This is a genomic window from Saccharopolyspora sp. 6V (genome assembly GCF_020176785.1).
Classification (GTDB): domain Bacteria; phylum Actinomycetota; class Actinomycetes; order Mycobacteriales; family Pseudonocardiaceae; genus Saccharopolyspora_C; species Saccharopolyspora_C gregorii.
Map to the genome: position 1 here is coordinate 1 of NZ_JAIUKB010000195.1, position 13,148 is coordinate 13,148.

Annotated in this window: 8 protein-coding genes; 3 read left to right on the forward strand and 5 right to left on the reverse strand. The window is 72.7% G+C overall.

From position 1 onward, the window contains the following. Positions 1-146: 146 nt before the first annotated feature. The 4 genes from LCD35_RS28645 to LCD35_RS28660 form a co-directional block, all read right to left on the reverse strand. Positions 147-1,358, reverse strand: coding sequence for a sialidase family protein (locus tag LCD35_RS28645; RefSeq protein WP_225045232.1), 1,212 nt, complete (start codon positions 1,356-1,358; stop codon positions 147-149). A 107-nt stretch (positions 1,359-1,465) separates the two neighbouring features. Continuing rightward, positions 1,466-2,770, reverse strand: coding sequence for an enolase C-terminal domain-like protein (locus LCD35_RS28650; protein ID WP_224958632.1), 1,305 nt, complete (start codon positions 2,768-2,770; stop codon positions 1,466-1,468). Positions 2,771-2,879: 109 nt separating this feature from the next. Further along, on the reverse strand, positions 2,880-3,578 hold the full coding sequence (locus LCD35_RS28655) for a DJ-1/PfpI family protein (protein WP_225045233.1): 699 nt from the start codon (positions 3,576-3,578) through the stop codon (positions 2,880-2,882). A 96-nt stretch (positions 3,579-3,674) separates the two neighbouring features. After that, the gene (locus LCD35_RS28660) at positions 3,675-5,273 is read right to left on the reverse strand and encodes a transposase (RefSeq protein ID WP_225045234.1); all 1,599 of its coding nucleotides are present in this window, start codon (positions 5,271-5,273) and stop codon (positions 3,675-3,677) included. Between the two features lie 145 nt (positions 5,274-5,418). Here LCD35_RS28660 and LCD35_RS28665 point away from each other — a divergent pair, with 145 nt between their 5' ends. Next, complete coding sequence (locus LCD35_RS28665; protein WP_225045235.1) at positions 5,419-8,028, forward strand: bifunctional FO biosynthesis protein CofGH; 2,610 nt, start codon at positions 5,419-5,421, stop codon at positions 8,026-8,028. Between the two features lie 972 nt (positions 8,029-9,000). Beyond that, a complete protein-coding gene (locus LCD35_RS28670; protein WP_224958628.1) occupies positions 9,001-10,812 on the forward strand; it encodes a sialidase in 1,812 nt (603 codons plus the stop codon). A 105-nt stretch (positions 10,813-10,917) separates the two neighbouring features. Here the strand turns inward: LCD35_RS28670 and LCD35_RS28675 are convergent, their stop codons facing one another. Next, positions 10,918-11,967 carry a YncE family protein gene (locus tag LCD35_RS28675; RefSeq protein WP_225045236.1) on the reverse strand — a complete coding sequence of 350 codons (1,050 nt, stop codon included), beginning with the start codon at positions 11,965-11,967 and terminating at the stop codon, positions 10,918-10,920. Positions 11,968-12,119: 152 nt separating this feature from the next. On the opposite strand from LCD35_RS28675, the gene LCD35_RS28680 reads away from it, so the two are divergent. Further along, positions 12,120-13,133: a LysR family transcriptional regulator gene (locus LCD35_RS28680; RefSeq protein WP_225045237.1), complete on the forward strand. Its 1,014-nt coding sequence runs from the start codon at positions 12,120-12,122 to the stop codon at positions 13,131-13,133. The last annotated feature ends 15 nt before the right edge of the window (positions 13,134-13,148 follow it).

Consider the following 13,148-nt stretch of genomic DNA (forward strand, 5'->3'; position numbering starts at 1 on the left):
TTCCCTTTCCTGTCAGCGGCGATGCCGCTGTGAGCAGCAACCCAGCACGCAGCAGAACCACCCGCGGGTTCTCAGCGCTGTCCTCGCGAGGAAAGCGCTGAGGTTCCGCCACCCGACCCACCCCGCAACAGGAGCGGGACGAACGATCACACATCGCCGGTCGCGAAATACGCTCGGCAGCGACCTTCGTCGTCGTAGTCGGTGGCGATCTCCAGTACCTGCTCCTCCCCGACCGGCAGCAGCGAGGAGCTGTAGTTCGGGCACGGGTCGTCGCGCGCCGCCGGGACCTCCACGGGTGCGGGGATCGGGACGGGTGTGCTCGAACCCGGCTGCTCGGTGACGAACAGCGTCGCCCCGTTGCCCTCGGCGACGGTCCCGTCGGCGTGCTTGAGCTCCTGGCCGACGGTGACGACCTTCCCGTCCGGGGTCACGGTGATCTTCGGTGCGTGCGCGAAGAACCGCCCGTCCTCGGTCGCGAGCAGCGTGCCGTGCGCGGCGGGATCGCCCCAGTCCGAGCCGTCGTCGGAGAGCCGGAAGTAGGCGGCGCAGCTGTACGGGTCGCCCCCGCCGCAGATCTCGTAGGACAGGTAGTGGCGGCCGTCCGGCAATGGCCGCACCACCGCCATCCCGGGTCGCAGGTCGCCTTCCGGGACCTGCACCACCGGTTCCGGCGCGTCCCAGTTCACGCCGTCGGTGGAGGTGGTGCGGTGCAGCACCTGGCTGTGGCCGGGCTGGTTCTCGTCGGCGTAGTAGCAGCCGAGGGTTCCGGCGGCGTCCACGGCCAGCTCCGGTTCCCACATGCCACCGGTGCCGGTGGCGGTCGCGCAGGTCGACAAGTACGTCCAGGTGCGGCCGCGGTCCTGGCTCTGGAACACCGGCAGCCGCATCCGCCGGTCGGTCTCCTGGTCGGCGCCCGCGCTGCCCGTCCACAGCAGCGTCCCCGCGGGCAGATCTCCCACCGGGTTCGGCAGTTCCAGCAGGGAGCCGCAGCACAGGCCGTCGCTGAAGCCGTCATCGGTGATGCGGCCGACCTCGGTGAAGGTGACGCCGTCGTCGGTGCTCTCGTAGAGGGGGACGGAACCGCCGCCGGGCCCGAAGCTCACCGTCGCCGTCAGCACCGCCCCGGAGTCCTCGCCCGCGTGCCGCAGCCGGACCGTGGTCGGGTAGTAGGCCACGTCGTCGGACAGCGGGGTCCCCGTCGCGGCCGGCGCCACCGCCGATCCGGTCCCGTCCGCCGACTCGGCCTCCGCCGCTGATCCGGCCCCCGTCGCTGATCCGGCCCCCACCGCTGCTCCGGGCAGCGCCATCGCCGCCAGCACCCCGCACAGCAGCAGCATCCCCGGTCTCGCACGCCGCATCGGTTCCCCTTCCGTCCAGCCCACGAGCGCATCCGCTCGATGATCAGGGGGAAGTCTGCCCGTTCCGGGCGGTTCGCGGTAGCCGCCGACAGTGGCAGCCCGCGGGCTCATCGCCCCGCCCACTCCGGGCCGTCGGGGAAGCGGAAGCGGCGCAGCGACTCGGGCAGGATCCGCGCGCTGTAGCCCGGTGCGTCCGGTGGCAGGTAGCGCGCGCCGCGCAGCCGCACCGGGTCGGCGAAGTGCTCGTGCAGGTGGTCCACGTACTCCACCACCCGCCCGTCCATCGACCCGCTCACCGCCACGTAGTCGAAGATCGACAGGTGCTGCACCAGTTCGCACAACCCCACTCCCCCGGCGTGCGGGCACACCGGCACCCCGCGCGCGGCGGCGAGCAGCAGCACCGCGACGGCCTCGTTGACCCCGGCGAGCCGGCACGCGTCGAGCTGGCAGACGCCGATCGCCTCCGCCTGCAGGAACTGCTTGAACATGACGGCGTTGTGCGCGTGCTCGCCGGTCGCGACCCGGGTGGGGGCGATGGCGCGCTGGATCGCGGCGTGCCCGAGCACGTCGTCGGGGCTGGTGGGTTCCTCGAACCAGTGGACGTCGTGCTCGGCGAGGCCGCGGTGCCAGCGGATCGCGTCCGCCACCCCGAGCGCCTGGTTCGCGTCGATCATGAGGCGGCGGTGCGGACCGAGCTCCTCGCGGGCGATGCGGCAGCGCCGCCGGTCGTCGTCCAGGTCCGCGCCGACCTTCAGCTTCACCGAGTCCCAGCCGGCGGCGACCGCGTCCCGGCACAGCCGCCGCAACTTCGCGTCGTCGTAGCCGAGCCAGCCCGCGCTGGTGGTGTAGGCCGGGTAGCCGCTCTCGCGGACGCGCCGCTCCCGCTCGGCCCGGCCGGGTTCGGCGCGCCGCAGCAGGTCCAGGGCCGCCGCCGGGCTCAGCTCGTCGCGCAGGTAGCGCCAGTCCACCAGGTCCACGATGCGGTCCGGCGCCATGTCGGCCAGCAGCTTCCACACCGGCTGGTCCGCGAGCTTCGCCGCCAGGTCCCACACCGCGTTCACCACGGCGGCCGTCGCCAGGTGCAGCACGCCCTTGTCCGGGCCGAGCCAGCGCAGCTGGCTGTCGGCGGCCAGGTGCCGGGCGAAGCCGCCGAGGTCCGCGGTGATCTCCTCGACGGGCATCCCGCGGACCCGGCGGGCGACGACCTCCACGGCGGCCACGACGAGCTCGTTGCCGCGGCCGATGGTGAAGGTGAACCCGTGGCCCGCGGGGACCCGCGGGTGGTCGGTGCGCAGCACCAGGTAGGCCGCCGAGTAGTCCGGCGCCGGGTTCGTCGCGTCGGAACCGTCGAGCTCCCGCGAGGTGGGGAACCGCAGGTCCACGGTCTCGAAGTCCAGGATGCGGGCGGTCATCGGCGGCTCCTCGCTGCGGCGGCTCCTGCTCGAACCCACCAGACGACCCGGCCGCGCGCAAGGAGGAATCCCGTTGCCCTGCACGGGATTCCTCCATCCGGACCTGCGCTCAGCCCGCGCGGCGGCCGACGCGTTCGACCGCGGCGACCAGCGCGGAGCCCTGTCCGGTCAGCGCGTCGCGGAGCCGGGCGACCTGCTCCGGCCGCGCGCGCTGCGGCGTACCCGCGTCGAACGGCGGCGCCGGGTCGTACTCCAGGACGAGCTGCGCGAACTCGGCGGTCTCCGCGTCGAGCAGGCGGGCCACCAGGGTGAGCCCGAAGTCGATGCCCGCGGTGACGCCGCCGCCGGTGATCCGGTTGCCGTCCTCGCACACCCGCTCGGCGGACACCTCGACGCCGAGCCCGGCCAGCAGCTCCCGCGTCGCCCAGTGGGTCGCCGCCCGGTGCCCGTCGAGGAGCCCGGCCGCGGCCAGCACCATCGACCCGGTGCACACCGAGGTCACGTACCCGGCGGTGCGCCCGCGGTCGGCGAGGAATTCCAGCACGGCCGCGTCGGACAGCAGGGCGCTGACGTCCCCGCCGGGTACGAACAGCACGTCCACCTCGACCGGGCAATCCGCGAAGGTGGCCGTCGGCTCGATGCGCGCCCCGCTGTCGCAGCGCACCGGATCCGGCGTCGCCCCGACCAGCGACACCTGCATGCCCGCCGCGGTGAACACCGCCTGCGGGCCGACCAGGTCGAGCAGCGTCATCCCGTCGAACACCAGCATCGCGACGGTGGGGGCGGGTGCGCCCGGGTTCTCGGTCATCAGTCCTCCGTGGTCCGGTCCGATGACCTCACGCTAGGAGTGATCGACTTCCCGGGACCGCGGGAAAACGGCCAGGTTCCGCCGGATTCCGGCCGCTCACCGCCTGCGCGGCGCGGCGCGGTCCAGGTCGAACAGGTCGTAGAGGCGCTGCTGCACCTCGGTGCGATCGGTGATCACCCGGCGGGTGCGCGGCCTGCCCCCGGTCGACGGGTAGCGCAGCACCGTCTCCTGGATGCCCGCGAGCTGCTCGAACATCTCCCGCACCGACAGGTCCAGCCCGGCCTGGTTGGCCTCCTGCCGCATCAGGTGCAGCACCGAGACGGCCAGCACCGAGATCATCCGGTCCACCGCGATCCGCTCCGCGTCCGCCCGCCCGCGGGTCTGCGGGCCGCGGAGCCTGCCGAACGTGGAGTCCAGGTGGTAGCGGGCGCGGTAGGCGGTGATCACCTCGGCGGCGGACCACGAGTCCCGGTCGGTGACCAGCAGCTGCTTGCCGAAGAACTCCGCGGCCACCCGCCTGCGCGCCGCCGCGTCGATGTGCCAGTGCAGCCGCAGCTCCCCCGGCGCCGACCCCTGCAACGAGGTCACCAGCACCCGGTCCAGCCAGCGCACCCGGGTGATCCGGGAGATCTCCGCGAGCACGTGGTCCCGGGACCGCCGGTTGTCCCCCGCGGCGAGCGCCTCGGCGAGACCGTCGAGCCGCCGCGCCGCTTGGCCCAGCGCCTCGGTGAACCCGCGGGCCTGCGCCGCGTGCAGCGTCTCCGAGTGGGTGAGCAGCACCCGCCTGCTCACCCCGTCCACCACGGCCCGGGTGTCCAGCGCCGTCAGCCCCGGCAGCCGCCGCGGGTCCACCGGGCGCCGCGCCGTCGGCGGATGCGCCAGCAGCTCCGGGTGGTCGCCGGGCAGCAGGCCGCCGACGAAGCCCAGCCCGGCCTCCGGGTGCGCGTGCGGATGGGTGCCCGCGTCGTGCACCACGGTGATCTCGCCGGTGCCCGCCCGTTCCCGGTGCCGTTCGGCGAGGCGCCGCGCCAGCTCCCCGTACGGCGCGCGGTCGGCCCGGCCGCACAGGTGGTCCTGGGTGAGCAGCGGGATCGTGCCGTCCCGGCTCACCAGCACGCCCATCCCGGCCGGTTCGCCGCGGTCCGGTGCGGCCGGGGAGCTCAGGTGCGGAACGTCCACCACCAGCGCGGGCAGCACGTCCGGGGCGCCCAGCTGCGCGCGCACCGCGGCGGCCATCCCGAACTCCACCTCGCGGCGCTGCTCCGGGCCGATCTTGCGCAGCGCTCGCCGCATCCGGCCCGGTTCCCACAGCTGCGCGGGCGGCTCGGGGCGGATCAACCGGGACACCTCCGGCCACCACCGCGCCGGCTCCCGGTCCGCGGTGGCCCGGTGCAGCACGGCCAGCGCCACCACGGTTCCCGCCGAGACCGCCGTGCGCTGCCTGCCGACGGCCGCGTCCACGATCCCGGCCAGGTCCAGCCGCCGGATCGTGCCCCACACGGCGGCGACCTCGCCGAACGCGAGGTGGCGGGTGTGCTCGGGTTCGGCGGCGACCCGGTCCACCGCGGCCGCCACGTCCTCGGCGGTGCCGAGGTAGCGCTGGGCCACGATGCGCGGCTCGCCGTCCACCCGCGCGGACTCCACCGCGTAGTAGTAGGTGCGGCCCCCGATCCGCTTGCCGACGATCGAAGCCATGCTTTAGGTAATACACGCGCCGGTCGCCGCCCACAACCGGATGTGAGCCGCTGATCAGGCACGACACCGCCGGTGACGGACCGGTGGCGGGGGGGGGCGTTCGTGTACTGGCGAGGGTCGCCGGGGGCCGCTTAGCGTTCCCCGCATGGCTTCCGACGACGTTCCCACCACCGCGGCCGCCCCGAACGCCTCGGCGATGCGCCGCGCCCTCGCCCGCGCGCGGGACGGCAAGGCGCTCGACCGCGACGAGGTCACCGTGCTGCTGCAGGCGCGGGACGCGGACCTGGACCGGCTGGCCGAGTACGCGGCCCGCACCCGCGACGCCGGGCTGCGCGACGTGGGGCGCGAGGGCGTCATCACCTACAGCCGCAAGGTGTTCATCCCGCTGACCCGGTTGTGCCGGGACCGCTGCGGGTACTGCACGTTCGTCACCGTCCCGGGCCGCGTCGAATCGCCCTACCTGTCCCCGGACGAAGTGCTCGACATCGCCCGCAAGGGCGCGGCGATGGGCTGCAAGGAAGCGCTGTTCACCCTCGGCGACCGCCCGGAGGACCGCTGGACGGCGGCCCGCGACTGGCTCGACGCGCACGGCTACGACGACACGCTGTCCTACGTGCGGGCGATGGCGATCCGGGTGCTGGAGGAGACCGGCCTGCTGCCGCACCTGAACCCGGGCGTGATGAGCTGGCAGGAGCTGCAGCGGCTCAAGCCGGTGGCGCCGTCGATGGGCATGATGCTGGAGACCACCGCCGCCCGGCTGTTCACCGAGAAGGGCGGCCCGCACTTCGGCTCCCCCGACAAGGACCCCGAAGTGCGGCTGCGGGTCCTGGAGGACGCCGGGCGCACCACGGTCCCGTTCACCACCGGCATCCTCATCGGCATCGGCGAGGACCACGGCGAGCGCGCCGACGCGATCTTCGCGATCCGCAAGGCGGCCCGCGCCTACGGCGGCATCCAGGAGGTGATCGTGCAGAACTTCCGCGCCAAGCCGGACACGAAGATGCGCGCCACCCCCGACGCCGACCTGCAGGAACTGGCCGCCACCATCGCGGTCACCAGGATCGTGCTCGGCCCGAAGATGCGGGTGCAGGCGCCGCCGAACCTCATCGGCGACGAGTACGCGCTGATGATCCGCGCCGGCATCGACGACTGGGGCGGGGTGTCGCCGCTGACCCCGGACCACGTGAACCCGGAGCGCGAGTGGCCGCAGATCGACGAGCTGGCGCGGCTCACCGAGCAGGCCGGGTTCCGGTTGCGCGAGCGGCTCACCATCTACCCCGAGTACGTGCGGGCGGGCGAGCCGTGGCTGGACCCGCGGCTGAACGCGCACGTCGCGGCGCTCGCCGACCCGGACACCGGCCTCGCCAGGGAAGGCGTGCAGCCGACCGGCATCACCTGGCAGGAACCGGACGGCGGCTGGCAGAACCTCGCGGGCAGCGGGCGCACCGACCTGCACGTGGAGGTCGACACCGTCGGGCGCACCGGCGACCGGCGCAGCGACTTCGACTCGGTCTACGGCGACTGGGGTGAGCTGGCCGAGCGGGTGCCGACCGCGCCGCGCCGGATGGACGCCGACGTGCGGGCCGCGCTGCGGCGCGCCGAGCAGGACCCGGCGAACCTGCCGACCGAGGACGCGCTGGCGCTGCTGCACGCCGACGGCGCCGACCTGGACGCGGTGACCGCGCTGGCCGACGGGCTGCGCCGGGACGCGGTCGGCGACGACGTGACGTTCGTGGTCACCAGGAACATCAACTTCACCAACGTCTGCTACACCGGCTGCCGGTTCTGCGCGTTCGCGCAGCGGCGCACCGACGCGGACGCCTACACGCTGTCGCTGTCCCAGGTCGGCGACCGGGTGGACCAGGCGTGGGCGGCGGGCGCGACGGAGATCTGCATGCAGGGCGGCATCCACCCGGACCTGCCCGGCACCGCCTACTTCGACCTGGCCGCCGAGGTGAAGCGACGGCAGCCCGGCATCCACCTGCACTCCTACAGCCCGATGGAGGTCGTCAACGGCGCCTCCCGCACGAACCTGTCCATCCGGGACTGGCTGACCCGCGCGCACGAGTCCGGTGTGGACTCGTTGCCGGGCACCGCCGCGGAGATCCTCGACGACGACGTGCGCTGGGTGCTCACCAAGGGCAAGCTGCCCACCTCCAGCTGGATCGAGGTGGTCGGCACCGCGCACGAGCTCGGCATCCCCACCACCTCCACGATGATGTACGGGCACGTGGACACCCCGGAGCACTGGGTGGGGCACCTCAAGCTCATCGGCGAGCTGCAGCGGAAATCCCTGGAGAAGACCGGGAAGCGCGGGTTCACCGAGTTCGTGCTGCTGCCGTTCATCCACCAGAACTCGCCGATCTACCTGGCGGGGCTGGCGCGCGCGGGCACCACGCCGCGGGAGAACCGGGCGGTGCACGCGGTGGCGCGCATCCTGCTGCACGGGCTGATCGACAACATCCAGTGCTCGTGGGTGAAGCTGGGCGTGGACGGCTGCCGGGACGTGCTGGCGGGCGGGGTGAACGACCTGGGCGGCACGCTGATGGAGGAGACGATCAGCAGGATGGCCGGCGCCGACAACGGTTCCTACAAGACGATCAGCGACCTGGCGGAGCTGGTGGCGCCGACCGGGCGCCCGCTGCGGCAGCGCACCAGCCTCTACGGCAGGCCGGACGCGGAGCGCGTCGCGGCGGCCACGGCCAGCGACGGGGTGACCCCGGCGGTGCGCCGGTCGCTGCCGGTCGTGAGCTGAGCCGGTTTCGAGCGGGGCCGGTCGCGCACGCGCGGCCGGCCCCGCCGCGCTTCCCGGGGAGTTCCGGAGCGCGGAACCGCCGGAGAACGCGGGGTCTCCCGACGGCGGTCTCCCGACGGCACGGGGCTTCCGACGGCACAGGGCTTCCGACGGCACGGGGCTTCCGGAGAGCCCGTGAAACGCGAACCCGGACCGGACGGTGGACCGCGAACGGTCTCGCCCGGTCTCGACGATTCACCATTGTCGAGCGCGCGGACGCGCCGTTCGTCAATTCCGCTGTCGATTTCTCGCCAAGCGAGTCGCACGACCACCCGACGGCAGCCGCGCACCGCGGCGCCGAACCGGGCCGCGCCCCACGCGCATCCCGCTCCGCACCGCCATGACCTGCGGGTGAGCACTGCGACCACGGGTCCACCCGAGCCGGTGGGTGGACCGCGGCCGATCGCATCACCGCCCTGCGCCGGCATCGCCCGCGAGACCGGGAGAGCCCTTCGGAACCGATTCCGACGACGAGCAGGGGTGAGTTAACAACACGGCAATCGCGGGGTCAAGTTCTCATCCGACGATCCGGGCGGAACTCCTTTTCCCATTCACATCTCCGGGAATTCCCGGGCGATCTCCGGTCTTGACTTTCGGACGCGGGACCGCAGAATCATGGGAGCGTTCTCACGGGAGCGGCCACCCCACGGGCCACCCGCGAGCGACGACGAGCCGGACGAGTCCCGCGCGGACCGCCGCCCACGTGGCGACCGCGGAACCCGTTGGACACGCCCTCGTCGGAAAGGCTCGCCGTGCCGCTCCCCCTCCGCGCAGGCCTCGCCGCGCCGACGTCCCCCGATCCCCCGCCGCCCACCGGGCCGCGGGCGCAGCACGCCGCCCCAGGAAGGAGCCCACGACACCGGACATCTCCCGCTCCCCAAGGATTCAACCGCGAGGGGTCGCAGACCCCCGCCCCGTCAGACAGGCAGCAGCATGAAGATCTTCGGTAGAACCGAGACCCGCCCGCGGCAGGCGGTGCTGGCGCTGGCGACCGCGTCGGCCGTGGCCGCAGGGCTCGTCACCGTCACCGCCGCGGGGGCAGAGCCGCAGGCTCCGGCGCCGCAACCGGCGCAGGCGGTGCGCGACACCGACCCGAAGAACCCGGACTTCGGTCCCAACACCTACATCGCCACCCCGTCCACTCCCGCGGGCGAGTTGCAGGGCAAGCTCGACGAGATCGCCGAGCGCCAGCACACCAACCAGTTCGGTCCCGAGCGCGACGCCGTGCTGTTCCAGCCCGGCGACTACTCGGCCGACGTGAACCTCGGCTTCAACACGCAGGTCGCCGGCCTGGGCATGTCGCCCGACGACGTGAACCTGAACGGCCACGTGCGGGTCGAGGCGGACTGGCTGGGCGAGGGCAACGCCACGCAGAACTTCTGGCGCACCGCGGAGAACCTCTCGGTCACGCCGCCCGACGGCGAGATCGAGCGCTGGGCCGTGTCCCAGGCCGCTCCGTACCGCCGGATGCACATGCGCGGTCAGATGCAGCTGTGGAACGGGTACGACGGCTGGGCCAGCGGCGGCTACATCGCCGACTCCAAGATCGACGGCCTGGTCGAGTCCGGTTCGCAGCAGCAGTTCCTCACCCGCAACAGCGAACTGGCCGGCGGCTGGGACGGTTCGGTGTGGAACATGATGTTCACCGGCACCGTCGGCGCTCCCGAGCAGCACTTCCCGGACCCGTCGCACACCAACGTGCCGGAAACCCCGAAGCTGCGGGAGAAGCCGTTCCTGAACATCGGCGAGGACGGCGGCTACAACGTGTTCGTGCCCGCGCTGCGGGAGAACACCCAAGGGGTCAGCTGGGCGAACGGCGCACCGGAAGGTGAGCAGATCTCGCTGGCGGACTTCTACGTCGCCAAGGAGGGCGACAACGCCGCGACGATCAACGCGGCGCTGGCCGAGGGCAAGCACCTGCTGTTCACCCCCGGCGTCTACCACCTCGACGACACCATCAAGGTCGACAACCCGGACACCGTGGTGCTCGGCATCGGCATGGCCTCGCTCGTCCCCGACACCGGCAAGCCCGCGGTGTCGGTGGCCGATGTGGACGGTGTGAAGCTGGCCGGGCTGTTCATCGACGCCGGTGAGCAGAACTCGCCGTCGCTGATGACCCTCGGCGAGGAGGGCGCGGACCAGAGCCACGCGGAGAACCCGACGCAGCTCTCGGACGTGTTCTTCCGGATCGGCGGCCCCGGCGTGGGCAAGGCGACCAACACGCTGACCGTCAACAGCAACGACGTGCTGCTCGACCACTCGTGGATGTGGCGCGCCGACCACGGCGACGGTGTCGGCTGGGACGTCAACACCGCCGAGACCGGCCTGATCGTGAACGGCGACAACGTCACCGCGCACGGCCTGTTCGTGGAGCACTACCAGAAGAACAACGTGGTGTGGAACGGCAACGGCGGCCGCACCTACTTCTTCCAGAACGAGTTCCCCTACGACCCGCCGGACCAGGCGGCGTGGGGCGGCGACGGCGGCTGGGCGGCGTACAAGGTCGCCGACGACGTCACCGACCACGAGGCGTGGGGCCTGGGCAGCTACTGCTTCTTCGACACGAACCCCGAGGTCACGGCCGCGCGTTCGTTCGAGGTTCCGGTGAACCCGGGCGTCAAGATGCACGACCTCGTGTCCGTCTCGCTGGGCGGCACGGGAACGATCGACAAGGTCATCAACGATCAGGGCGACACCGCCAACGGTGACAACCAGATCAGCTACGTCCCGGAGTACGGCGGCTGACCTCCCGCTCCTCCGACCGGTGCCCGGGTGCGCGATCCGCACCCGGGCACCGGCGCGTTCCGGGGACGTGCGACACCGCCGCGCGAACCGGCCGCCGTCGCCGTCTCACCCGGCGCACGGGACGTAGGCGAGGCCGTGCGCGCCGGCGTCCCCGGCCTTCGCGACGCGGATCCGGGTAAGCACTCGCAGCGAATTCAGGTCGACGACGTCCACCGCGGAGTCGACGACGCAGGACGCGTAACCGAGGGCGCCGTCCGGCGAAGAGGTGATGGTGAGCGGGCTCCGGCCGATCTCCAGCTCCCCCAGCCGCTCGTGGCCGTCCGCCGCGAACACCACCAACCGCCCGGGATCCTGCCCGGTCACGCCGGAGGCCGCGGCCGGCCGCGGCCGGAGCTCCCCGACCAGCAACTTCCCACCCGCGGTGAGGTGCACCGGCATCACCCGGTTCTCGGTCGGCAGCACCTCGGCGACGGTTCGGGTCTCCGCGTCGATGACCCGGACGCCGTTGGCGTTCGCGGAGCCGTCCTCGGTGAACGAGACGTACGGTCCCCCGACGTACACGCGGGCGCCGTCCGCCGACACCGCCAGTCCTTCGCTGCCCGGGACCTCGACCCGGCCCACGAGCTCGCCCGCGACGAGATCGACGACGGAGACGAACGGCGCCTCCTTGTTGGTGGCGTACCCCGTCGTGCCGTCCGGGCCGATCGCGAACCAGTGCGGGCCGGGCGCTCCGGTGTCGATCCGGCCGAGGGACTTGCGCGAGCCGGTGTCGACGACGACCACACCACCGGACCGGCCCGGCGCGCCCTCGACGCTCACGTACAGCCGGCCGCGGTCGGCGTCGAGGGCCAGGCCGTGCGGAGCGTGCTCGGGGGCGAGGTCGACCACGTCGATGATCCGCTTGCCGTCCGGGTCGATCGCGGTGATTTCGCTGCGCCGGCCCGCGTTCGCGTGGTAATAGCCCGATCGGTAGGTGTGCGTGCACCACAGCACGCGGTGGGTCGGGTCGAACAGCAGTTCGTGCGGTTCGGGCGGCACTTCGACGACGCCGACGCCCCGGTCGGACTCGGCGTCGAAGAACGACACGGTGGAACCGCTCTGGCTCACCACGGCCAGCACGTCGCCGGATCTCCCTGTCTTGGCGGGACTTCGCATGATCGGTTCCCTCTCAGGACGTTTCCGAGGACGGCGCGGTCAGCGATCCGCGCCGTGCGAACACCCTCAAGCCTGGCCGGGCCGATCGATGCCGGCAATGCAAAGATCAGCATGGAATCATTGCCCTCAGCGAAAAGATGGTGGAGGCGCGCGTGGACCTGAACCTGTTGCTGGTGCTCGATGCCCTGCTCGCGGACAACAGCGTGACCAGGGCGGCCGAACGGCTCGGCACCTCACCGGCCGCGGTCAGCCGGAAGCTCGCGAGCCTCCGGCGGATCGTGGGAGATCCGCTGCTCGTCCGCGCCGGGCAGGCGCTGCAACCCACGGCACGAGCCCTCGAACTCCGCGGCGAGGTGCGGGCGCTCATCGAGCGGTCCGAGTCGGTGTTCACCGCCACCGACGTCCCGGATCCGGCGACGCTGCACCGGGTGTTCACCGTGCAGGCAGGCGACTTCCTGCTCGCCGGGCTCGCCGCGCCGTTGATTTCCACGCTCCGGTCGCAGGCCCCGCACGTGAGCGTCGTCTTCCTGCCGGAGTCGTTCGAGGGCACTCCCGCGCTCCGGCAGGGCGTGGTGGACCTGGAACTGGGCGTGCTCGGCCACCTCGACCCGGAGACGTGCTCCGACCGGCTGATCACCACGGCACTCGTGGGCGTGGCCCGGCAGGGCCATCCGCTGTTCGACGGTCCCATCGACGCCCGCCGGTTCGCCGAAGCCGACCACATCAGCACGTCCCGCACCGGCAAGCGCCGCGGACCCATCGACACGGCGCTGGCCGAGCAGGGGCTGCGCCGCCGGGTCCCGATCACCGTGCCCGGTCACACCAGCGCGATGCTCCTGGCCAGGACGACCGACCTCGTCTGCCTCGCCCTGCCCGGAGCTCCCGCGGCCGACTGGCTCGACGCGCTCGGGCTGCGCACCTTCCCCGTGCCGCTGGACATCCCGCCGATCGAGATCGGCATGGCCTGGCACCCGCGCAACGACGCCGATCGCGCGCACCGGTGGTTCCGCGAGCACGTCCGCGGCATGCTCGCTCGGCAGCGCCCGGCCGACCTCGTGCCCGCCACGCCGCGCGGCACGGGAACGACCGATGAGGTCATCGGCGATCAGGGCGACACCGCCAACGGTGACAACCAGATCAGCTACGTCCCGGAGTACGGCGGCTGACCTCCCGCTCCTCCG

Bases quoted from the DNA above. Each gene is read 5' to 3' on its own strand.
- LCD35_RS28665 (WP_225045235.1), top strand. From the start codon at position 5,419: ATGGCTTCCGACGACGTTCCCACCACCGCGGCCGCCCCGAACGCCTCG.
- LCD35_RS28645 (WP_225045232.1), bottom strand. From the start codon at position 1,358: ATGCGGCGTGCGAGACCGGGGATGCTGCTGCTGTGCGGGGTGCTGGCG.
- LCD35_RS28675 (WP_225045236.1), bottom strand. From the start codon at position 11,967: ATGCGAAGTCCCGCCAAGACAGGGAGATCCGGCGACGTGCTGGCCGTG.
- LCD35_RS28655 (WP_225045233.1), bottom strand. From the start codon at position 3,578: ATGACCGAGAACCCGGGCGCACCCGCCCCCACCGTCGCGATGCTGGTG.
- LCD35_RS28670 (WP_224958628.1), top strand. From the start codon at position 9,001: ATGAAGATCTTCGGTAGAACCGAGACCCGCCCGCGGCAGGCGGTGCTG.
- LCD35_RS28650 (WP_224958632.1), bottom strand. From the start codon at position 2,770: ATGACCGCCCGCATCCTGGACTTCGAGACCGTGGACCTGCGGTTCCCC.
- LCD35_RS28660 (WP_225045234.1), bottom strand. From the start codon at position 5,273: ATGGCTTCGATCGTCGGCAAGCGGATCGGGGGCCGCACCTACTACTAC.